Here is a 23,243-nt window from a genome sequence, read left to right on the forward strand (position 1 = left end):
CAACTATGGTAATGCAATGTCGAGTTCTACCGGACAGTGATCTGATCCAAAAATTTCATTATGGATTTTTGCACCTTGCAACTTTGTTTGTAAATCATTGGACGTAACAAAGTAATCAATTCGCCAACCCGCATTATTATCACGAGCATGGAATCGATAGCTCCACCACGAATAAATATCAGCCTTATCAGGATAGAAGTAACGAAATGTGTCGGTAAAACCACTATTTAGTAATTGCGTGAACTTTTCGCGTTCTTCATCCGTAAAGCCCGCATTGTGATGATTAGTTTTATCGTTTTTTATATCAATTGGTTCGTGGGCAACGTTTAAATCACCGCAGAAAATAACAGATTTCGTTTGCGCGAGCTTGTCAACATACTGCCGAAATGCATCATCCCACGTCATCCGGTAATCTAAACGTTTTAGTTTCGTTTGTGAATTTGGCGTGTAATTAGTGATCATGTAAAAATCTGGATACTCTAAGGTGATTAACCGTCCTTCGTGATCGTGGATATCAACATCCATGCCATATTTTACGCTGAGTGGCTTTGTTTTGGTGAAAATAGCCGTTCCTGAATAACCTTTGCGATCCGCATAATTCCAGTATTGATAATAACCGGGCAAATCCAGCTCAAGCTGACCTTCTTGCATTTTTGTTTCTTGAATACAAAAAATATCGGCATCAAGCGTTTTAAATGATGTCATAAAGTCGTGGGTCACGGCGGCCCGAATTCCATTGACGTTCCAAGAAATTAATTTCATGGTTTTAATTACCTCTTTAAATAGCTTTAACAACTCTATGCTTAGAATTATACCATTTTGCTTGGATTTTCTTAAAGTTATCCTTGTTCTTTTGTAAAACTTCAGGAATAAACAAAAAAAGTTCCGAAGAAAATATTTCAATTTTCTTCGGAACCAATTTTAAAAATTACATATCTTTCAAAATTTCAGACAAGGCTGGTTGACCAAAAATATTGTACGTTTTCTTAAATCGGTCAATCGTTGCCTGATCAAACTGATCTGGATCCAAAGGCATAAATGAGGTATCGACGGGATCCACATTTTTAATCTTGGCATCTACCACAATTGGACGCGTATTTCCAGACTTTTGTAATTCATCAATTTTATCAAAGGCTTCGCTCAGAGATTTCTGATCGGTGACCGTAAATCCAATGGCACCCATGTTTTCAGCAATGCCAGCCCAGTTAGCCCCCTGTAAATCAATCCCATAAGGAGCTTGCTTAGCTGCAAGCTTTTCATGCTGAATAAATCCAAAGACTTTATTTTCCAAAACAACATTCACTACGGGTACTTGGTATTTCACTTCGGTCAACAAATCTTGCATGACCATCGCGTAGCCACCGTCACCAGAAATTGTGAACACTTGACGATCTGGAAAACTTAATTTTCCGGCTAATCCAGATGGCAATCCGTAACCCATGGTGGCAAACCATGAAGATAGCGTAAATTTCTGATTTTTATTTAATGGGAGTTGACGAACGGCCCATTCAGTATTATTACCAACGTCTGCTCCAAAAATAGCATTATCATCAGCATGTTGTTTGATAGTTCTCATGACAGCTTCTGCAGGCAACCCTTCAGAATCATCATCTGCCAACGTATCCAACCACTTGTCCCAGTTTTGTTTATCCAAACGAGCGGCCTTCAAGAATTTAGTTGGTGCAATAGTCACCTTGCGATTAAGTAATTCTTCTAAGAAACCTTTTCCATCGCCTAAAATTGCTAAATCTACATCACGCTGCTTACCGATATCTGCCGCATTGTTGTTTACTTGAATCACTTTCACGCCATCTGGTAAGAAACGTAAGAATGGATAGTTAGTTCCGACTGAGATAACTAAATCTGCCATCTGAGAAGTTTCAAATCCAGGTTTAGTCCCTAAACGTCCACGAGAGCCCATAAAGTTAGGATGATCAGTTGGCATTACACCGGTTGCCGGCACCGTTGACAAGACTGGCAAACTATATTTTTCAGAAACTGCAACTAATTCTTTTGTTGCCCCTTTCAGACCAACTCCGGCCCACATAATCGGATGTTTCGCATTTTGAATAGCTGCGACAACTTTATCAATCGTTGCTTCATCAAATTTAGTTTGCATTTGTTCTTTGTAAATTGGGGCTGTTTTGAATTCAGCAAAGTCGATATCTTGACCAGATAAGTCATCTGGAATAATTACAACTGCTGGCCCTTTATGAGCGTACGCTGCCCGAATTGCTTGATCAACCACATAAGGAATTTGTTGGGCGCTGACCACTTGTTCATGAAAAACTGAGACATCCACAAACATTGGATCTTGATTCATCTCTTGGAAAAATGAGGTGTTCATGACGCCTGTTGCTGACTGACCCACAATTGCCAAAACTGGCGCATGATCCATTTTTGCATCATATAAGCCATTAAATAGATGGGTGGCTCCGGGTCCAGCCGAACCAAAACTAACTCCAATTTTGCCAGTTAGTTTTGCATCTGCAGAAGCTGCTAAGGCCCCCACCTCTTCATGGCGAACTTGAATATATTTAATCTTATCTTTTTCCTGGTACAAACCATCCACAGTATTATTGATAGAATCAGCTGTAATTCCGTAGATATGGTCTACTTGCCAGCTTTCTAATACTTTCGCTAAGGCTTGTCCAGCTTTCATTTTTGTCATGTTTGTTCTCCTTTTAGTAGTTAATCTAGATTCGTACACTTACTTTTCGTAAGTAGTTGAATTTAGTTTACTCACTTTTCTTGCAAGAAGCAAGCATTTTTATCCAAATTTTCAAATACAAAAAAATAAAGTTCATTCGGCGTGAATGAACTTTATTTCTAATTCAGATTTCATCGAACAACTAAAACTGAAACTGGCGAATATTTAGCCATATAAGCAGCCTGACTGCCAAAATGTTTTTCAATTCCAGACTTGGCTTGCGCGCCAATTACCAATAAATCAGGATCAACATCTGGGATCACGCGTTCCACGATAACTTTCCCCGGGTTGCCGTCCGCTACGAAACTTGTGACCTCTTTTATACCAAATCTTTCAGCAACTTTTTTATATTTTGCAAGGTGTTGCTTTATTCTTTTTCGCTGAAGATCTACATATTCCTTGCTTAGAGCCTCGTAAACATTCATATCCGCGGGCTCCAGGACAGAAACAATTGCCAAACTTGCATGATCATTTTTAGCCCGATTCATTGCATATCGGAAAGCTAATTGTGCGTCTTCCGAATCGTCCACACCAACTAAAATCTTTTTAAATTCTCTCGGATTCATAAAATCCCCCCCAATTTTAAAGTGATGACAGAGACTGCCAAACAATTTGAATGTTTAAAATCGTTAAAACAATTGTACACAACCATGCAAGAACAGTAATCCACATCTTATTAACGAACCGGTTCCCCATAATCTTTTTTGAAGAAGTGAAAATTGTTAATGGAATCATTGAGATCGGTAACGCAACGGACAAAAATACCTGTGAGTTAACCAATAAACTGTCGAGGGCACTTTCTTTCCCGCCATACAGAATCGTGCAAATTAAGACTGGAATGACAGAAATTAATCGTGTAATCAACCGGCGTGCCCATAAAGGCATCTTCATATGAATGAAACCTTCCATAACAATTTGACCAGTTAACGTCCCCGTAATGGTTGAGTTTTGTCCAGAAGCTAAAAGGGCAACCGCAAATAAGATGCTAAGGACCGGACTTGCCACTGCCCCTGCTAACTGATTATCTTGAAGTGCATTATACAAAGAAGTGAATGTTCCAAGTCCTTCACCATGACCAAAAAATAAGGCTGCACCTAAAACCAAAAGCAAACAATTAATTACAAAAGCCCCTGTTAACTGAATATTTGAGTCCCATGTAGAAAATTTAACAGCTTCCGCAACGGCATCCTCGTCATTATGATCAATTTTACGAGTCTGCGAAATTGAAGAATGTAAATATAAGTTATGTGGCATAACCGTGGCACCGACAATCCCAAGCGCCATTGTTAATTCACCTGGATGAATAATTTGTGCTTTCGGTATAAATCCACCAAACATTGCTGCCCAGTTTGGATTAGACACACCGACTTCATACGCAAACACCGCCAGAATGACAACAATCAAAGTCACCACAATGGCTTCAATTTTTCGAAATCCTAATTTTGTTAAGAGCAATAATAACAAAACATCGAAAACGGTCAGACCAACTCCAATAACTAGTGGAATTTTAAAAAGTAATTCTAACGCAATCGCACCGCCAATAACTTCAGCAATATCTGTCGCACAGATTGCGGCCTCAGTAGTCAACCACAAAATGATTCCCAGAACTTTTCCAGTATGCGCTCGTGTGGCTTGTGCCAAATCCATCTGTGTCACAATTCCCAGTTTAGACGCCATATATTGTAATAACATCGCGATTAAACTTGAAAGCAAGATCACAGACATGAGCAAGTATCCAAACTGCGCACCCCCACCAATTGATGTAACCCAATTGCCGGGATCCATATACCCAACTGCTACCAAAGCACCCGGCCCCGAGAAAGCCATTAACTTCTTAAAAAATCCACCATCTTTAGGAACTGGTACCGTACTATTTATCTCCTCCAAACTGGGTCCATTTGCATAAAACAATAACCCGTGTTTTTTTCCATTCCCCATATTTTCTAACATCAAAAATTCCCCTTTTTCAAGTTCATTATAGATCAATAGCAGGTATTGTAAATATATTTTTTAGGATTCCCTAAAATAAATAAACGGTTATATAATAAAAAAGATAGCAATCGTTAAACGATCGTTATCCCTTCCAACCTGCTTCATTATCAAAAAAGTTTACCCACGTAGTAATGAATGAACATCGTGATAATCCCAACAATAATATTTCGGATCATGGCCTTCTTTGGAATACCATTTCCTAGCCTTGCACTTAAATATCCTGTTAAAGATACTGCTAACAAAACTGCGATGATCGTCGCAGCTAACTGATAGCCTGCTGGGGCAAATGTCATTGCAACTAAAGGAAAGATACCACCAGATGCCGCTGAAATTAGTGAGGCGACGGCAGCTTGCCATGGATTCAAATAGTTATCGAGATCCAGATTATATTTAATACTTACCACTGTAGATAGTGCCTGATCTTTTTTTGTCAATAACTCATCCGCAATTGCTTTGGCAGTATCCACATGAACCCCCTTCACCTCATAAAATCTTGCGACGCGATCCTTTTCGTCCTCAGGTTGCGTTTCCAAAATTAAGCGCTCTTGTCCAACTACCGATTTTTCAGTATCTCTTTGCGAACTGACTGATGCATATTCCCCCGCGGACATGGAAAAAGCACACGCCAATAAATCTGACAAACCCGCTATAAAAATTGTGAATGAATTTGTTGTTGCAGCAGCCACACTAAACAAGACGCCTACAACAGTTAAAATTCCATCATTTGCCCCAAGAACTCCCGCACGTAGGGTGTTTAACCAGTTATCCATATTTTTTCGTTTTTTCATTGTTTATCCCCCCGTCACGCAAATAAACTACCAATCAGATAAGTCACAATCATTGTGATTAATCCGGAAATAACATTTCGTATCACACTCTTGTAACGAATCGCTTTTCCAAGCATTGCCGCAAGATAACCTGTTATGGCAAGTGCAATTACAACTGCACACACAGTCAGTATGATTTTATAATCGGTCGGGATAAATGTGATCGCCAGTAAAGGAAGTAATGAACCTGTCGGAAAAGCGATCATCGAAGCTAACGCTGCATAGTATGGATTAGTATAATTATGGATATCGATGCCGTATTTTTCCCGGACAACCGTGGTCAAACTATCTTTTTCCATCATCTCTTCTGTGGCTTTTTGTGCTAAGGTCTCGGATACGTTTGCATTCATAATTTTTTGTTTTACAAACGCAAATTCCTCTGCTCGATGCTTTTCTAGCGCTTCTTTCTCTAATTGAACCGTATGCTGCTGAGAATCTCGCTGGGTATTCACAGAAACATATTCACCCATCGCCATTGACACGGTGCCAGCGATCATCCCTGCAATTCCTGAAATAAAAATCGAAAAACTATTTGTTGTAGCACCAGCCACTCCAATGACAATCCCAGCAACAGATAAAATCCCATCATTGGCCCCCATAACACTGGCTCGCATGACGTTAATTTTCTGTGTTAATGAATACGATCTTGCTCTTTCTTTGCCGTTTACCATCATATAAAAGCTCCCTCTCATTTAGAATGGTGCTAACAAAGCCACTTTTATAATACTATTTCTTTTTAAAAATGCAAAATTGACTCGCTTACGTTTCGATGGTATTTTTTAAGTTGACTATTAGATTAAATGATTAGTGACGGAGAAATTAAAAATGCCTGAAATATTAGATTATTTAGATAATTACAACCGACCAATAACTTCTAAATTAAATATTGCGGATCAAATGATCTTTGCTCGATTACCCTTTTTGCCTTTAGCGGGCATTGTTTCTGAAGATCTAACCAATCAAATCTCTTTGCCAACAGCGATGAGATTAATAGAAAAAAGTTTATCAACTGTTTCAAAATATTTATTGCTGCCCAACGATCGTGTTTTAATCAAAAAGTTGGCCACTTCTTTCCGCTACCAAAATGTCATGCTTTCAGGATTCAGGGATCTTCATGAAAATGATTTAAGAACCCAATGTGCAGCTCTTTTAGTCCAGACGGAGCCTCACCAAAAAGTGATTAGTTATCGCGGTGCTGATGGCACGTCTTTAGGTTGGAAGTCAGATTTAAAAATCACTTACGATTTCGAAGAAAAATCCTGGCAAACTTTCTCACTAACTTATTTAGACCAGGTGCTTGGCAGTTCCAATGATGCCCTTCAACTGATCGGCTTCTCCAAAGGCGGAACAATGGCAATTTGGGCGGCAATAATGGCGGCCAAAGAAATTCAATCTCATATCCAGCAAGTTGTGAATTTCGATGGCCCACAATTTTCATCAGCCCCTAAAATTGCGGATTCATTAGCCATCGACTTTCATACCTATCTTCCGCAACTTCCATTTTTTGGCATTGGTTCTTCTTACCCTAGTTTGCCTAAAATTGTATTTAGCTCAGCCAGTGGAATTTGGCAACACGATTTATATAGCTGGCGTCTTCAAGATGATGCCCCGTTGGTGTTGGGGACAGCTTCAGTAATGAACTCTTTTTTAAATACTGATTTGCGCACTTGGCTACACAATCAAAAGCCCGAAGATGTAAATCAATTTGTCGAAATCTTCTGGAAAAGTCTAAATGACACACAAGCAATCACGGTTAATGATTTAATTAAGCATTGGCAACAGGTTACCAAAAATTTTCAGATCGCTAGTCAGTCTTGGAATTTAGAAGCCAAAGAAATGGGACAAAAAGCCTTGCAGGCAGCGTTTCGAATCATTGTGTCCTTTACGCGCTTTTAACAAATCTTTGTAAACGTGGTATGGTTAGAATATGAAAACTGAAAGAGAAAAAATGACCGCTGGTGAATCCTACAAAGAGTTCGATCCTGAGTTAATTGCCCGTCGCAAGCTAATTCGGCAAGAACTTCAAGAGATTAACCAGATTACTGACAATGAAAACAGAAATCATCGTTTTCAGAAACTTCTTGCAACCACCGGTGACAATTTCTTCGTGGAAAGTGATTTTAAATTCGATTATGGATTCAACATTCATATCGGCGACCACTTCTATGGTAATTATGACATCACGATGTTAGACACTTGCCCGATCACGATTGGCAGTTATTGCTACTTTGGGCCCAATGTTGGCTTATATACGCCAGTTCATCCGCTAGATGCAAAACGGCGCAACGCAGATGTTGAGATGGGCGCACCAATTACGATTGGTGATAGCGTCTGGATGGGCGGCCGAGTGACTGTCTTGCCTGGCGTAACCATTGGTGATCGGGTGGTTGTTGGTGCTGGATCCGTTGTCACCAAATCCATCCCAGACGATGTTGTCGTCGTGGGTAACCCTGCTCGCATCATTCATCATCTTGATGCGAATGGAGACGTTATTAAAAATTAAATTCAATCAATGAAAAAAGAGCGAATTCATTAATATTTGTAAAGCCCAAAACACTGTGCAGATATCCTCGATGGATAATTGTATGTTGTTTTTTTGTTTGTTCTAAGATTGAATTCTTCACACATTTCCTTATTCTTATTAAAACCTTTTTTTGGAAGCATGGCTTATGAAAACTGATCGCGTCTAACGCAGGATATCCTTCCCGTTGCGTGATTAGCTCACAAGATTTAATTGCTCCCCCAACACTTATTTATTTATTAGGAGGATTATTATTTTACACCACAGTAATATAGATAAAACCGTTTTTATTCCCACCGTTAGTCTCTTCGCCCTCGTTTCGCTTGGACTCATTCTTGGCGGATCTCATTTACGAGTTGCCCTTAGCAACTTAATGAATGGTATCACCGCTCACATGAGTTGGGCCTACCTCGGCATTTACATCATTAACTTCGTTTTCTTCATGTTTTTGGCTTTTAGCCACTTTGGAAAAATTAAACTCGGTCACGCCAACGACAAACCCGAATACAGCAGTTTTCAATGGGGGAGCATGGTCTTTGCCACTGCCATTGATGCCAGCATTCTCATGCTCAGTATGGTTGACCCACTCCGTTATGTTCAAAGTCCCATCTTTGGTGCTAAACCATATTCTGCTGCTGCTTACAGCAATGCCCATATGCTTGGCCAGTTTAACTGGGGGCCAATGGCTTGGATGATGTTTGCTTCGGCAACTGTCGCCATTGCATATGTGATGTATGTCCGTAATGTCCGTGTTATGCGTATCAGTTCTGCCATTTCCTTTTTGAAGGGCCCAGAACGTTACAAGAAAATCATTCGCCAAATCATTGATTTCTTAGTTGTATTTGGAATCATGGGTGGGATTGGTTCTTCTGTTGGGATGGAAATCCCTGTTCTGTCAAAAATCATCAATCAAATCACTGGTGTTCCTGACACCTTATTCTTAAAACTATTTATGTTTTTGATCTTATTCATCATTTTTGCAGTCACCGTCTTTCACGGAATTAAGGGTGGAATTGATCGATTAAGTGCCGCTCATATTTGGACCGCGATTGGATTTCTTCTTATCGTGTTATTTATCGGCCCAACTTTAACGATCTTCCGTGATGAAGGTAACAGTTTGCGTTTAATGGTCACCAAATTCATTACCATGAGTACAGGTACTACCACCACTGGTACTACTGATATTGTGAAAAATGAAACAATCTTCTATTGGGGCTGGTGGCTATCTTACATGCCCGTTATGGGATTATTTATCGCCCGGATTTCACGTGGTCGTACCATTCGCCAGGTTGTCGTTGGCATGTTAGGGTACGGTGCCCTTGGATGCATGAGTTTCTATGCTATTCTTGGCGGTTACTCCCTTTACTTACAGCAAACCGGTGTCATCGATTTAATTCACATTTTAAATACCCAAGGTCAAGCAGCTGCAATCGCTGCGATTCTCAGTACTTTGCCTCTCAAAATGTTAATGCTAATTATTTACAGCATTTCTTGCTTTATCTTTTTGGCCACCACAATTTCGTCGTCAGCATTCATTGTCTCTTCGTTTACGAGTCGGCATTTGGCACCTGGCGAACAGCCTAGTCAGTTCAACCGTTTGATCTGGGTAATTGTCTTTATTATCTTTTCATTCGGGATTGTCTTTGTCGGTGGTTTTAAAACGGTTCAAGCGATTAGTTCGATTGCAGGCTTCCCGTTGATTATCGTCTGTGCGTTTTTATTGATTTCTATTTGGCAAATGATTCGTCAAGATCAAAAAGTCATTCAGGCCAAGAAAAAGACCGTTTTGTTTATGCCGCATGTCACACCAGAAATTGTGCGTAAACAAAAACGTGTAGAAATTGCCTTAGCAAGCTATCTACGCGAACGACCTCGAGAACAAACTAGTCCAGAACTAAGTTAACCTTAAATTCAAAAAGCTCTAACAAATTGATCACCTTTGGACCAATTTGTTAGAGCTTTTATTTTTCCTTGATTAATGTTGTATAATCAAGGCACATTCACGGGGGAGATTACGACTATGGGGAATCAATTAATTCGTTTTACGCAAAAATTATCTAAACAACAATTTTATCAAGCTATCATCAGTACGCTTCGAATCTTATTACCATTTGAGTTTATTGGAATTGCCTTACATATTATTTACGAAACGGCATTTCATGAAAATGGGATTTTCGAGGCTATTTTTGATCTTCGTTCTAATCTACCTGCATTTAAGCCTCTTGGAATCACCCTAAAAATAACAACAATGCTCATCTTTTTATCAATTGCACTTTCAATCGCTTTTTTAGTAGCTGATCATTTCGTTTCCAGCTCAACGCGGCCCACAACCAGATATTTGGCTGGACTTACAAGTTTAACCATCTACTTTTTGTTGATTGCGGAGACCTCTCCTAGTCTAAATTTGCTGCAAATCTCTGAAAGCTCTGGCAACCTTCTCCTCCCGATTATTGTGGGTTTGATTATTGGTTTTTGCTTTACCAAACTGCAAGCCCATTCACACACGGGCTTTGGAAATAATTGGCCTACCATATTGACGCTGTTTATTTTTATTTTGCTTATTGGGGGCCTAAGCCTCACAGTCCATCAAACACAGTATTACGCATCCTTTTTCTACCAACAAATTTCTACGCTTTTAAATATTGGGGCGCATCCCTCTTTCCTTAAAATATTACTAGCTGTCACGCTCAGAAACTGTGCTCACTTTTTTGGTATCATTAGTGATTTCACAAATACAATTGCAAATCAATTTCCAGATCAAGGAGCTAATTTGGCCTATGTTATCGCCCATCATAACCTCTGGAAAATTCCTTACCCGATCACCTTTCATTCTCTTTATAATTCGTATGGCATGCTTGGTGGGAACGGAATGCTTCTGGCCCTGAACGCCACGCTATTATTTAAAATTAAAAATAAACGCATGCAATTTGCTGCCCGTCTTTCACTAGGCCAAACTTTGTTTGATCAAGGTGGCACTTTACTGTTTGGCATTCCAGTTTTATTTAATCCGATCCTTCTGATTCCATTTTTGCTTGCCCCTTTAATCAGTATGATGCTTGGCTACCTTTTTATTATGACCAAACTTGTTCCCCCAGCCACCTACATCATCCCACATGCCACTCCAGGCATCCTACGCGCGTTTTTAGGAACAAACGGCGACTGGCGAGCGCTTTTACTTAGCCTAGCCTGTCTCGCCATTTCTAGTGCCATTTATTATCCTTTCATAAACCTAATAAATCGAGCAATAAACGAGCAAGGAGATGTCAATCATGGTTAAATGGACAAAAGGGCTGTTTTTCGTTTTTTTGTTTCTGTTAATCGCCATATTGGGCCTCAAATGGACCCAACAAAATATGCGTAATGCCATCCCTGCAAACAATTCACGTGTATCTCCCATCATTTTGGTTCCCGGGAGCAGTGCAACTCAGGAGCGGTTTGACGCAATGGTAAACGAATTAAATCACAATACTGCCAGTGCCAGTAGCCTGTTAAAAGTGACCGTCCATGCAGATAACCATCTGACCTACAGTGGTAGCTTTCGGGCAGGAAAAAACCATCCCTACATTGTGATCGCATTTGCCAATAATAAAGATGGCTATTCAAATATCAAAAAACAAACTAAGTGGTTCCAATATGCCATGGTAATTTTGACAGCCCGTTATCACTTCAATAATTTCTCGGCAATTGGCCATTCTAATGGAGGTTTAGTCCTAACCCGATATCTCGAAAAATATTTTAACCGGCAAAAATTACGGATTAACACCCTAATGACGATTGCTTCTCCTTTTAACTTTTCGGAAACAAATATTGATAAACGCACCCAGATGCTGAGTGATTTAATTCGCGACAAATCAAAAATTCCAACTAATCTGGTGATGTATTCAGTTGCTGGAACCGAAAACTATAACAACGATGGTACGGTACCATTTGCGAGTGTGGAGGCTGGTAAATATATTTATCAAGATCAGGCCAAAAGCTACACACAAATCACAGTCACTGGTGAGGACACTACGCATCATGACCTGCCGCAGAATCGAGAAATTGTTAATTTAATTCAACAATATATTCTCGGCAGCCCTACAAAAAATCCACAACCAGAAGTGAATGTAGCTCCTCAGTAATCAATTATTTTTGCGTTTATCACACATAGATAATCTTTTTGATAAATAGTATACCCTTTTTAGTAATTGGCGTTATACTGTTCTGTTGTAAGGCATATAGCTTTTTAAATTGTACAGAAAGAGGTCAAAACTTTGGATAAGGTAAATCAAAATAGCACAACAAGATACGCATCTATGCATATCAGTGATGTCTATAAATATTTTGACACTAAAGAAACCGGCTTAACTTCTGAACAAGCCGCCGATTCATTGAAAAAATTTGGACCTAACACAATCCAACGTAGTCAAAAACAATCACAGCTCAAATCATTTCTGAAGAACTTCACAAGTTTGATGGCCATTTTGCTTTGGATCAGTGGATTCATTGCCATTTTTGCCAATATGACCGAATTAGGAATTGCGATTTGGGCCGTCAATATCATTAATGGTGTTTTTAGTTTTTGGCAGGAACATCAAGCTCAAAAAGCAACAGATTCCCTCCTGAAAATGTTACCAACTTACGCTCAGGTTTTACGAGATGGTAAGGCCCAACAAATTAACTCAGAAGATCTTGTTCCGGGTGATATCTTCATCATTCAGGCTGGTAACAGTATTTCAGCAGATGCCCGCATTATCAAATCTACTTCACTGCAGGTCGATGAATCAGCCTTGACTGGTGAATCCGTACTTGTTAGCAAACAAGCCGCCTATTCACATGGAGTCGGCCGTTTTTCTGAATCCAACTTAGTTTTTGCAGGTACCGTTGCTGGTAGTGGAACTGCGACTGCTGTAGCTGTGGCAACTGGAATGCATTCTGAGTTTGGTAAAATTGCCAAACTCACTCAAAGTCAAAAACATCATTCTAGTCCCCTTGAACTAGAACTCAATCATTTAACTAAACAGTTATCATTAATTGCGATCTTGATCGGAACTATTTTTTTCATTGCAGCAATCTTTTTTGTCCATTACCCGGTTGCTAAATCATTTATTTTTGCTTTAGGAATGATTGTAGCGTTTATTCCCGAAGGCTTACTACCAACGGTCACCTTGTCTTTGGCACAAGGTGTGACGAGAATGGCTAAGAAACATGCCTTAGTAAAAGATTTAAACAGTGTCGAAACGCTTGGTGAGACCACCGTAATCTGCTCTGATAAAACGGGAACCTTAACCCAAAACCAAATGACCATTGATCACCTCTGGTTAGCCAGCCACGAATACGCCGTCAGCGGTGAGGGATATGTGAACAACGGCCACATCCAATTAGATAACCAGGATGTTGATGTTTCTACACAGCCTGATTTACAGATGTTATTACGAGTTTCCGCGTTGAACAACGATACTAAAGTTGTCGCACCTGAAAAAGCGGGCGATAATCCGAAAATTATTGGGACACCAACCGAAGCTGCCCTGATTATCTTGGCAGAAAAAGCGGGATTAAACGTTGAAGAAGAGGCCAAAAAAGTTCCCCGAATTGGTGAATTACCGTTTGATTCGGATCGAAAACGAATGTCTACTTTCCATCAGGTTGATGGGAAAAATACAATTTGTGTCAAAGGCTCCTTAGATGGCATTTTACCAATTAGTGACACAATCCTAGATAATGGGAAACCTCGTCCAATCACCGATGCAGATTGTAAACAAATTAACGATGCAGATAAAAAATACGCGGCTGAAGGTTTACGTTCTTTGGCAATTGCTTATCGAGATGCCAGTGATGACGCCGACTTACCTGAAGATCCAAAAGATTGGACCATTGAAAATGCGGAACAACATTTGACGTTTGTTGGTCTAACTATCATGGAAGATCCACCCCGTCCAGAAATTTTTGAAGCCGTTCGTAAGTGTCATGATGCTAGTATTCGGATCATCATGGTTACTGGTGATAGTGCTTTAACCGCTAAAAGTATTGCCGTTAAAATCGGGATTGCGAGCGATAAAGCACGCGTCATCACTGGTGATGAATTAGCTGCCATGTACAAAGATGAGCTAAAAGAAGCTTTGAAGGGTGAAGTGATTTTTGCCCGAGTAGCCCCAGAACAAAAATATCGGATTGTTTCCACATTACAAAGTCTCGGCGAAATTGTGGCTTCAACTGGGGATGGTGTCAATGATGCCCCTGCCCTTAAGAAAGCTGATATCGGAGTTGCTATGGGGGTTACCGGAACTGACGTTGCTAAAGATGCTGCGGATATGATTTTAACTGATGATAACTTTGCATCGATTGTCGCAGCCATTGAAGAAGGCCGAACTGTTTACAGTAATTTGCAGAAGTTCTTGCTGTACATTCTAAACAGTAATATGCCTGAAGCTGCGCCCTCAATTATTTTCCTATTTACTCGTGGATTAGTTCCTTTACCTTTGACAGTTATGCAAATTTTGACTGTTGATTTAGGTACCGATATGCTTCCTGCATTAGGTTTGGGTGCTGAAAAAAGTGAACCTGGCATTATGAAACAACCACCCCGCGCACGAACAGCTCATTTATTAACTCGTGGCATTATTTTAAAAGCCTTTGCGTGGTATGGGTTAGTCGCATCGATAATTTCAACGTTGGCTTACTTCTTTGTAAACAAGCTCAATGGCTGGCCAAACGTCGCCCTTGCAGCTAGTGGTCACGTTTATCAAGAAGCAACTACCATGACGCTCGCAGCCATTGTCTTCTGCCAAATTGCGGCGGCCATCAACTGCCGAACCAAGCTTTCTTCCGTCTTTAGCATTGGCATTTTCAGTAACCGTCGAATTTGGGGTGGGATTATCTTTGAAATAGTTTTATTGGCCCTTCTCATTTATGTACCATTCCTACAAGGTTTATTCAATACAGCGGCCATTGGCGGAACTGATTGGTTATTATTAATCTGTATTCCAATTCCACTCGTCCTGATTGAAGAATTACGAAAATACTTTTTCCGAAGACGTGTTAAAAACTAAATAGTCAAAACAGCTTCGTATCCAATTTTGGGTATGAAGCTGTTTTTCGATTAAATTCTAATTTTCTTTTTTAACTTTCGTGGTATCGTTAACTTAATTTAAAAATGAAATGGAGCGATATTTAATGACTGCTTTAACTGATACGTTTAAACTCAGAAATGGCGTTAAAATCCCTAAGGTCGGCTTCGGTACCTGGCAAGTTCCTGATGGCGAGGTTGCTTACAATGCTGTAGCTAATGCCTTGAAGGCCGGTTACCGTCATATTGATACTGCTTGGCAATATCAAAACGAAAAGAGTGTGGGGAAGGCCATTCGTGATTCCGGAATTCCTCGTGATCAAATCTTTGTCACCACAAAATTACCTGCAAAAAGCAAAAGTTACGACGATAGTTTAAAGTTTTTTGAAGAAACTATGCAAAATCTTGGCCTAGACTACGTGGATCTTTACTTAATTCATGCGCCATGGCCATGGGAAGAAATGGGCGCAGATTATTCCAAGGAAAACGTCGAAGTTTGGCGGGCCATGGAAAAAATCTATCAATCTGGTCGCGCAAAAGCCATTGGAATTTCTAATTTTAATGTGCAGGATCAAAAAAACATTCTTGAAAATTGTAAAGTAGAACCAATGGTGAATCAGCTTCAGTATTATATTGGGTATACTGAACCACAAAACGTGAAATTTGCGAAAGAAAGCGGCATGTTAGTCGAGGCTTTCTCGCCTCTTGCCACGGGTTATTTGCTGAATAACGACACAGTGTCTGACATTGCCAAGCAAAACGGGGTGACTGTCGCTCAGCTGGCGATTCAATATTGTATCCAGCATGACATTTTGCCGTTACCTAAAGCTGTTAATCCTGCGCACATTAATGAAAATAAGGAACTAGATTTCGTAATTCCAGATACTGATATGGAAACATTGGATAGCTTGGTAGATACCGCACCGGGTGAAGATCATAACGAATAGTTGTGAATCACTGAAATATCAATAAGGAGACCTACCTGTGTTTAAAAATGCCGATCTCTTATTTCTACAGAGTGTGCCAGACGATTTCTCAGAAGCCATTGTGGAAAGTACCACTACTTCAAAAGCGTCTGTTTATGATCATGTTGCTTTAATTGAAGTGACTGCAACTAATGAAATTTTTGTGCTTCATACCCTTCCTGATACTGGCAGTATCCGAGAATCCTATGCTCACTTTAAAACACGTGATTGGGCCCAAATCGATTTATACCGATCCACCAAAGAAATTGATTCTTCGTTAATTATTAACCAAGCAAACCAGCTTCTAGACCAGACTTATAATTCGAGCTATATTCCTGGTGCACCTGGGTATTACTGTGCAGATTTTGTGTTTGAAGCATTTAAACACACCCAAATATTTAGGCTGGTTCCAATGAATTTTATGGATCCAACTCATACAGATATCTTGCCATTCTGGAAAAGTTATTACAGCAAGCTGGGATATCCAGTCCCAAATGGTGAGTTAGGGTTAAATCCTAATGATATGGTTCTACAAAACACAGTACGTAAAATTAAAAGTTTAAATCTAAAATAAAACATCGCCCAGAATAATCTCTGGACGATGTTTTTAATTAGTCATATTCGCAATAGTTGCATCCACTTCAGCCAAAACTTCTGCCCCACAATCTGTGATTTTTCGTTCTAACAGGTCTATTGAATTTAGTTGTTCAGTCATAATGGCGCCTTGCCGTTAACTACCGGACCATTTTCAAGATATTAATTTCAGAATATCTTGTACCATTGTAATGCCACACTGATATTTGGATTGGCCGTATAGAACAAAGTATCAGCACCACCTAATTGCAGGCCTCGCTTTTGGTAAAACTGGCAAGCATTCAAATTATCATCTTGTGCTTCCAATTGCAGCCCGATATAGCCGTTGTCACGGGCCCATTTTTCTGCGGCTGAAAATAGTTGCTGGCCAATGCCTTCATGACGATAGCCTTCTTTAATGGCAATGTTTTCGATATAACAAAATTTATTCCAATTCCGAAACATCCGAATTTGGCCCACGTTTTCACCGTCTAAATAAGCAAAATAAAGTTGCTTCTGGGGATCTGTTAGATACGATGCATCTGGCTTTTCTGCCGGAAATTTAGTTATTTTTGCAGTTTCAAAAGGCGTTTCACTGATTGTCCATTCGCCGTTTTTTAGGGTCGGATTTATGCGTCCTGTCAATTCAAATGGCGTGTTGGAAAGATCCCAGTCATCCATATTTGTTTCGTCTAATTCAACAATTTTAATCATTTATGTAATTCTCCTATTCTCTATGCCCTAAAGTATACCACCGCATAACATGCACGTTTAATAGAAATTGCAAAATCACCCTACTTTGTCCTAATATGAAAGTAGCTTTTCAAGAGAGAAGGATCCACCATGTCTGAAACTAATGTCAACGATGCGCGTTATAAACTATCACCATTTAAACCGTTATCTGCTGAGCAATTAAAACTCAAAAATAAAATTCTTGAATTTATCAAGCAACATCTTAACCATTCTAAGCATGCCGTTTTTACAATTTACGGAGAGGCTGGAACTGGCAAAAGTGTCGTTTTAAGTCAGATTTTCAATACCCTGCAAACCGCCGCTCGCAGTGATCCCGAAAGTGATATATACGGAACTAAAAACATCTTTTTGGTTAATCATCCCGAGCTCTTGAAAGTTTATCAAGAGATTGCCGGCGAACAGCCACATCTGTTTAAAAAAGATTTTGATCGCCCCACGACCTTCATTAACCGCCGCCACAAGGATCACGTCCTGTACGACATTGCCGTGATTGATGAAGCCCATTTGTTACTGTCCCGACCGGATCGCTATAATAATTTTGATCAACAAAATCAACTGACGGAAATTATTCACAACAGTAAAATTGTCATTTTAGTTTTTGACGACAATCAAGTACTCAAAACAAAGAGCTTTTGGACCCGTGAACGCTTAGCCAAACTAGTGCAACCTTATCCTCATGACAGCTACGTTCTTCATAATCAATTCCGAATGCAAGCCGATCCCAAGTTAGTGGATTGGATTGATGACTTTACACACGGCAAAATCGGCTCAATTCCTCTCCAAACCGGACAATTTGATTTTCGAATTATGGATGATGCCGAAGAGATGTATCAATTAATTAAAAATCAAAATAAAAGGGTTGGTTTGTCGCGGATTGTTTCCACAACTGGGTACCCTTCAAAGCTAGATGGCGGCAAGCATTATATTGTGGAAGGCAATTTTAAGTTGCCTTGGGATCAGTACAACTACTCCAGTCAGTCTTGGGCCGAAAAACCCGAAACGATCAACGAAGTCGGCTCAATTTATACCGTTCAAGGTTTTGATTTGAATTATGTCGGCGTCATTTTGGGTCCCCCAATTGAATATGTGGCTAGCACCGATCGCGTAACGGTCAATCTGGATAAAGTAACTGACAGTGAAATCTTTAAAAGACGGGCCGATTTAACCGACCCAAAAGAATTACAGGAAATCAAAATCAAACTAATTATGAACACTTTGAATGTGCTGTTAAAACGCGGTGTGCACGGCTTATATATTTATGCGAGTCAACCGGAGCTCAGAAAAAGACTTTCGCAAAACTAAAAAACACTAATTAACAGGAAAGTCTGTTAGTTAGTGTTTTTCAATTTTATTTAGTTGTAATATGAATCGTATTTTTAAACGCTTCGTTTAAGAAATCCCATAACGGTGTTGGAATACTCAATTCGTCTAAGTCGCTTGGTGATAATTCATAACGGATTGATTTTTCGTCTCCGGCCACAACTTTTTGAACCCAGTTTGGCTCCCGAATTAATTCTTGGCCCATTGCGGCAAATTCAAATCCAGCATCCATCACTTTTTCCGCATCAGCTGGTTTGATTATTTGCCCAACCACGATCATGGGCACTTTGTGATCAACTACTTTTTGAATTTTTTCAATAACTGGCTGGTTATCTGTCGAATCATTCAAAGAAGACTGCCAAACCTTATTTAAGGAAATGTGTAAATAATCAATTCCCGTATCAATTAAACGCGGAATTAAAGTCATTGTATCGTCAAGCCGAATTCCTGGATTTTCAATTTCTTCTGGTGAAATTCGATAGCCAACGATAAACGGAGCAGAAGCATATTTCGCCACAACTCGACGAACCTCTTCAACCACAGCAACCGGAAAATTCATCCGTTGTTCTAGAGAACCGCCCCATTGATCACGCCGCCGGTTAGAATCTGGGGAAAAGAACTGCTGAATTAAATAGGTGTTTGCGCCGTGAATTTCAACTCCATCAAAACCAGCTTGGATTGCGCGTTTGGTTGCAGATCCAAAGTCTTTAATGATTTTTTCAACTTCATGCTCACTTAATTTACGCGGTGTTTCCGAATTCGATCTGGCTGCTTTTACCGCACTGGCACTTACCGGTTGTTCTCCTCGTAAAACGGCAGTGTTGGTCATTCGACCAGCATCGAAAATCTGGAGAATCGCTTTAGCACCCTGACTCTTCATGGCTGTTGCCAATCGAGAAAGTTGAGGAATATCACGATCTTTTGTAACAGAGAGTTCGCCTTCAAACCCTTTACCTAAATCAGAAACATTAGCACATCCGGTAATCTGGATGCCGACACCACCCGCACGTTTTCGATAATATTCAATCTCATCATTAGACACAACGCCATTTTCAAAAGCGCTTTTCTCAGTCATTGGTGGCATGACAATGCGATTTTTAACGGTCGCCCCGTTTGCAAAAGTATAGCTATTTAAAAATTGATACTCTGACATACTTTCATCCCTTTTCATGTATAATCCTCGTTCATTATAGACCAATCCTTAGATATTACCGCCTATTTTGGTTTGGCCGTAATTTCTCACTTATATTAAAAATAAAAACAAGTCATCGAATACTTTCCGACAACTTGTCCACATGTTTTGTTGTGCCCCTGCCAAGGAACTTAATTATACCACGCGTATAAATCTTATTTGCCAAAGTACCCAATTACCATTCCTACGATCAAAATAACCAGAACGAATGTCGTAATCCATACATAGAGTTGGTCTTTTTCTTTCGCAAATGCATAAATGGAAACCACCACTCGTAAAACCGGTGTTAAAATTAGCAAAAATAGTCCTAACATAAGGATAGCAAAAGGCTTTAGTGCCACGATTCCGGTCAAGATCGCCTTTACTGTAATTGGATAGACATTCGCGGCGTACCCCGTTTTACCTGTAAATACTAGCAACAAAATGCCAATCAGGATAACAATCGCAGAAATGACAACCCCGACCCGTAAAACTTGGCCAATAACCAATTCAATCTGGTTCATTTCCTCAATTTTTTTCGTGTTTTCTGCTAAATTTTCTTTTTTATTTTGTGCCATTAGATGGTCACCCCAAATCCTTTAAGGAACATCTGTAATCCAATATAGAATAAAATTGGAATGAAGATCATCCGTAAAACGCGAGCCCGCAGATGTTTCATGATTTTGGAGCCAATTGCAGCACCAATCAAGATTCCAATGGCCAATGGCGCCGCAATCTCTGGTTTAATCGAGCCATTGAAGAAGTAAACTGTTGCACTAGCCGCCGCGGTAACTCCCATCATTAAATTACTAGTTGCACTTGATGGTTTCAATGGCATCTTCATAATTGTATCCATCGCAATTACTTTGAAAGCACCACTACCGATCCCAAGTAATCCACTTGCTAAACCGGCACCGAGCATCATTGTAAATCCACCGGGAACATTAGAAACTTGGTAGTCAATTTGTTTATCTACCGCATTATCATAATAGGTCCCATTTAATTTTAGTTTTGTAGAAAGAGAATCCGCTTGGATGTCTTCACTGACTTCTTTTCCAGCCCGCATCTTGCGAACCATATTCCAGGATGAAAATAAAAGTAACAACCCAAATAATATGTACAATACTTGAGACGACAGGACACCGGTCAAGATAGCCCCAACAATTGCCCCGATCGTGGTAGCAATTTCTAGAAACATTGCCACACGCAAATTAAGCATATCGTCTTTTAAATAAGCCACCGTCGCACCGGAACTAGTCGCAATCACGGAAATAATGCTGGCTCCAATTGCATATTTTATATCTAACCCCATTGCCAGCGTCAAGATCGGTGTGACAATCATTCCTCCACCAATGCCAAAGATTGCACCAAAAATACCGGCTGCCAATCCGACAACAATTAATAATAAGATTGTATTTATCATAAGTTTCTCCCCACTTTTCCTATATCCCCAATTTTAATGGAAAGGAGACCAACAATCAATAAACCTTAACTAATCAGACCGTTATGACTGATTAATTAAGGTTTATTTTAAAAACATTAAGAAAATCGGCTAAAAGCCCAAAATAAAAATCCACCAACCGCAAAAAGTAACCACCAATAACGGGCCAAAAAATCCCAAACAGACATTGGCGGTCTTGCCGCTAATTCTTCAAACTCTAACTGATCTTTTCCACGAACTAATTGGTCCAAACTAATTTCAAATAAATTACTAAGGTCAATTAGATTCTCAATTGTTGGCGGCTGTCCCCCTTGTTCCCACTGGTTGATTTTTTCTTCACTAACGTCTATGCGCTTCGCTAGTTCGGCCTGAGTTAACTTCAAACGTTTACGATTTTTTATGATCTCGGCTTGCAGTTCCATTATCATCACCCTTTTCTTTTAATTATGGTAACAATAAGTTATTAAGTAAAGAATAATGCCTATCAGATTAAATAAATTGCTTTACTTTTAGAACGTACGTTTGTATAATAATTTTAGAGAAAGGAAGTTTTAGTCATGAGTAATTTTGTAGGAACCATCACTTCACAAATTAAAGTCCTAAATTTAGCGCCACTAATTCGTTTTGAATTAACTAGTCAACAAGGTGCCAAGGTTAATTGTTTAATTCACCAGCATGCCTTAAATTTTTTAGCACTGGCCAGTAAGAATATGCACATTGCTGTTTTTGGTCATTACAACCGGCGGCATCAGTTTGTGGTCACAAGATACATGATGCGCTCAAGTGATATAACAAAAAAAGAATCCCAGAGTGCTTAAACACCACTCGGAATTCCATTTAATTTTTAAAACTTAACAACACTTGGACTAGGTTGTTTAATCCCTTGTTCAAGAATTTCAATATCCATTAAGGTCTCTTCGTCACTAACCAGTTTAGGTTTGCCATTCATAATACTGTCATACAAAGTATCGTAAATCCGCCCATAATCCCCTTGAACAGTTGGGATCTGTTTTTCAATCCAGTCACCATTTTTATTATGATATTTCACATGTCCGAATTTATCAGGAGTATCTTCGCCAAAATCTGGCGCATCAGGCATAATACCTTGCTTCAAGTCATTTTCCTGTTGGTCAATATCATATTTTAAATAAGAACCGGTTGTGCCATGCAAAATAAATCGAGGATATGGTTCAGCCACTAATGGGTTCGTCTTGACGGTGACCTTTAACTTACCGTAGTGAAGATCCATTTGATAATAATCATCAAGTGTACTTGCCTCGTTTTGAATCGTGCGAATATCATATGCCACAGATTCCGGCTTCCCAAACAATGCCAACATCTGATCTAGCATATGAATTCCTAGCCCATAAAAAGTCCCATTGATTTTGTCTCCAATATGAACCTGATCATCTGGACGATATTTATCCATATGAGATTCAATTTCAAGTGGCTCGCCAACATAGCCGCGGTCTAAAACCTTTTTTAAAGTTAAATAATCACTGTCAAACCGCCGATTTTGATAAGGCATCGCAATTAAGTCTCTTTCTTTAGCTAAGCCCAGCAATTGTTTTGTTTCCGCAACTGTCTTACAAAATGGCTTTTCAACAAGCACATTTTTGCCACTTTTCAAAACTTGTTTGGCAAAATCAAAATGGGTATCAGCAGGTGTACATATCGTAATTAACTGAATCTCATCATCTTTTAAAACCTCGTCTAAATCCGTTGTAAATTTAATTCCCATATTTTGATAGGCAGTCTCTCGTTCCGGATGACGCCGACGATTGTAGATGTATTTAACCTGAATATTTTTTCGCTGGCTTAAATAGGGTAAGTGATACCGATTGGCGCTTTTACCAAAACCAATAATGGCCATTTTTAAAGTCATATTTTTATGATCTCCTTCAACATCAAGATACCCTAATCAT

22 protein-coding genes are annotated in these 23,243 nt (G+C 39.6%); 10 read left to right on the forward strand and 12 right to left on the reverse strand.

Annotated features, from left to right (window positions below):
• Positions 1 to 3 precede the first annotated feature (3 nt).
• The 6 genes from PI20285_RS08310 to PI20285_RS08335 form a co-directional block, all read right to left on the reverse strand.
• Positions 4 to 762: an exodeoxyribonuclease III gene (locus PI20285_RS08310; RefSeq protein ID WP_046871149.1), complete on the reverse strand. Its 759-nt coding sequence runs from the start codon at positions 760 to 762 to the stop codon at positions 4 to 6.
• A gap of 166 nt (positions 763 to 928) precedes the next feature.
• On the reverse strand, positions 929 to 2,671 hold the full coding sequence (locus tag PI20285_RS08315) for a thiamine pyrophosphate-dependent enzyme (protein ID WP_057772730.1): 1,743 nt from the start codon (positions 2,669 to 2,671) through the stop codon (positions 929 to 931).
• A 170-nt stretch (positions 2,672 to 2,841) separates the two neighbouring features.
• Positions 2,842 to 3,276 (reverse strand): universal stress protein, encoded by a 435-nt coding sequence (locus PI20285_RS08320; protein WP_057772728.1) that lies wholly within the window; start codon positions 3,274 to 3,276, stop codon positions 2,842 to 2,844.
• A gap of 16 nt (positions 3,277 to 3,292) precedes the next feature.
• Positions 3,293 to 4,648 (reverse strand): Nramp family divalent metal transporter, encoded by a 1,356-nt coding sequence (locus tag PI20285_RS08325; protein ID WP_057772754.1) that lies wholly within the window; start codon positions 4,646 to 4,648, stop codon positions 3,293 to 3,295.
• A 161-nt stretch (positions 4,649 to 4,809) separates the two neighbouring features.
• Positions 4,810 to 5,490: a VIT1/CCC1 transporter family protein gene (locus PI20285_RS08330; RefSeq protein WP_057772726.1), complete on the reverse strand. Its 681-nt coding sequence runs from the start codon at positions 5,488 to 5,490 to the stop codon at positions 4,810 to 4,812.
• Between the two features lie 14 nt (positions 5,491 to 5,504).
• Positions 5,505 to 6,203, reverse strand: a complete 699-nt coding sequence (locus PI20285_RS08335; protein ID WP_057772724.1) for a VIT1/CCC1 transporter family protein — start codon at positions 6,201 to 6,203, stop codon at positions 5,505 to 5,507.
• A gap of 151 nt (positions 6,204 to 6,354) precedes the next feature.
• On the opposite strand from PI20285_RS08335, the gene PI20285_RS08340 reads away from it, so the two are divergent.
• The 8 genes from PI20285_RS08340 to PI20285_RS08375 all read left to right on the forward strand — a co-directional run bounded on the left by PI20285_RS08340 (position 6,355) and on the right by PI20285_RS08375 (position 16,634).
• Positions 6,355 to 7,425, forward strand: coding sequence for an Mbeg1-like protein (locus PI20285_RS08340; protein WP_057772722.1), 1,071 nt, complete (start codon positions 6,355 to 6,357; stop codon positions 7,423 to 7,425).
• Positions 7,426 to 7,456: 31 nt separating this feature from the next.
• A complete protein-coding gene (locus PI20285_RS08345) occupies positions 7,457 to 8,032 on the forward strand; it encodes a sugar O-acetyltransferase (protein WP_057772720.1) in 576 nt (191 codons plus the stop codon).
• Between the two features lie 307 nt (positions 8,033 to 8,339).
• Positions 8,340 to 9,953, forward strand: coding sequence for a BCCT family transporter (locus PI20285_RS08350; protein ID WP_082623241.1), 1,614 nt, complete (start codon positions 8,340 to 8,342; stop codon positions 9,951 to 9,953).
• Between the two features lie 117 nt (positions 9,954 to 10,070).
• Complete coding sequence (locus tag PI20285_RS08355; protein ID WP_057772718.1) at positions 10,071 to 11,327, forward strand: PTS transporter subunit EIIC; 1,257 nt, start codon at positions 10,071 to 10,073, stop codon at positions 11,325 to 11,327.
• The gene (locus PI20285_RS08360) at positions 11,320 to 12,171 is read left to right on the forward strand and encodes an alpha/beta hydrolase (protein ID WP_231908619.1); all 852 of its coding nucleotides are present in this window, start codon (positions 11,320 to 11,322) and stop codon (positions 12,169 to 12,171) included. Before PI20285_RS08355 ends, PI20285_RS08360 begins: the two co-directional genes overlap by 8 nt.
• Positions 12,172 to 12,345: 174 nt before the next feature.
• Positions 12,346 to 15,078, forward strand: coding sequence for a cation-translocating P-type ATPase (locus PI20285_RS08365; RefSeq protein ID WP_057772752.1), 2,733 nt, complete (start codon positions 12,346 to 12,348; stop codon positions 15,076 to 15,078).
• 124 nt (positions 15,079 to 15,202) lie between these two features.
• Entirely contained in the window at positions 15,203 to 16,042 is an 840-nt protein-coding gene (locus tag PI20285_RS08370; RefSeq protein WP_057772714.1) for an aldo/keto reductase, read from the forward strand.
• Between the two features lie 37 nt (positions 16,043 to 16,079).
• Complete coding sequence (locus PI20285_RS08375; protein WP_057772712.1) at positions 16,080 to 16,634, forward strand: YiiX/YebB-like N1pC/P60 family cysteine hydrolase; 555 nt, start codon at positions 16,080 to 16,082, stop codon at positions 16,632 to 16,634.
• 188 nt (positions 16,635 to 16,822) lie between these two features.
• Here the strand turns inward: PI20285_RS08375 and PI20285_RS08380 are convergent, their stop codons facing one another.
• The gene (locus PI20285_RS08380) at positions 16,823 to 17,347 is read right to left on the reverse strand and encodes a GNAT family N-acetyltransferase (RefSeq protein ID WP_057772710.1); all 525 of its coding nucleotides are present in this window, start codon (positions 17,345 to 17,347) and stop codon (positions 16,823 to 16,825) included.
• A gap of 129 nt (positions 17,348 to 17,476) precedes the next feature.
• Here PI20285_RS08380 and PI20285_RS08385 point away from each other — a divergent pair, with 129 nt between their 5' ends.
• Positions 17,477 to 18,688 (forward strand): DUF2075 domain-containing protein, encoded by a 1,212-nt coding sequence (locus PI20285_RS08385; RefSeq protein WP_057772708.1) that lies wholly within the window; start codon positions 17,477 to 17,479, stop codon positions 18,686 to 18,688.
• 46 nt (positions 18,689 to 18,734) lie between these two features.
• Here PI20285_RS08385 and PI20285_RS08390 read toward each other — a convergent pair whose 3' ends face one another.
• From PI20285_RS08390 to PI20285_RS08405, 4 genes are all read right to left on the reverse strand, one after another.
• A complete protein-coding gene (locus PI20285_RS08390; protein ID WP_057772750.1) occupies positions 18,735 to 19,859 on the reverse strand; it encodes an NADH-dependent flavin oxidoreductase in 1,125 nt (374 codons plus the stop codon).
• 194 nt (positions 19,860 to 20,053) lie between these two features.
• Positions 20,054 to 20,455, reverse strand: a complete 402-nt coding sequence (locus tag PI20285_RS08395; protein ID WP_057772706.1) for a DUF1634 domain-containing protein — start codon at positions 20,453 to 20,455, stop codon at positions 20,054 to 20,056.
• The gene (locus tag PI20285_RS08400) at positions 20,455 to 21,300 is read right to left on the reverse strand and encodes a sulfite exporter TauE/SafE family protein (protein ID WP_057772704.1); all 846 of its coding nucleotides are present in this window, start codon (positions 21,298 to 21,300) and stop codon (positions 20,455 to 20,457) included. Before PI20285_RS08400 ends, PI20285_RS08395 begins: the two co-directional genes overlap by 1 nt.
• Positions 21,301 to 21,416: 116 nt before the next feature.
• Positions 21,417 to 21,740, reverse strand: a complete 324-nt coding sequence (locus PI20285_RS08405) for a helix-turn-helix domain-containing protein (protein WP_057772702.1) — start codon at positions 21,738 to 21,740, stop codon at positions 21,417 to 21,419.
• A 135-nt stretch (positions 21,741 to 21,875) separates the two neighbouring features.
• On the opposite strand from PI20285_RS08405, the gene PI20285_RS08410 reads away from it, so the two are divergent.
• Complete coding sequence (locus tag PI20285_RS08410; RefSeq protein ID WP_057772700.1) at positions 21,876 to 22,136, forward strand: hypothetical protein; 261 nt, start codon at positions 21,876 to 21,878, stop codon at positions 22,134 to 22,136.
• Between the two features lie 26 nt (positions 22,137 to 22,162).
• Here PI20285_RS08410 and PI20285_RS08415 read toward each other — a convergent pair whose 3' ends face one another.
• A complete protein-coding gene (locus tag PI20285_RS08415) occupies positions 22,163 to 23,203 on the reverse strand; it encodes an oxidoreductase (protein ID WP_057772698.1) in 1,041 nt (346 codons plus the stop codon).
• Positions 23,204 to 23,243 lie beyond the last annotated feature (40 nt).

Origin of the sequence: Pediococcus inopinatus (assembly GCF_002982135.1) — a bacterium.
Classification (GTDB): Bacteria; Bacillota; Bacilli; order Lactobacillales; family Lactobacillaceae; genus Pediococcus; species Pediococcus inopinatus.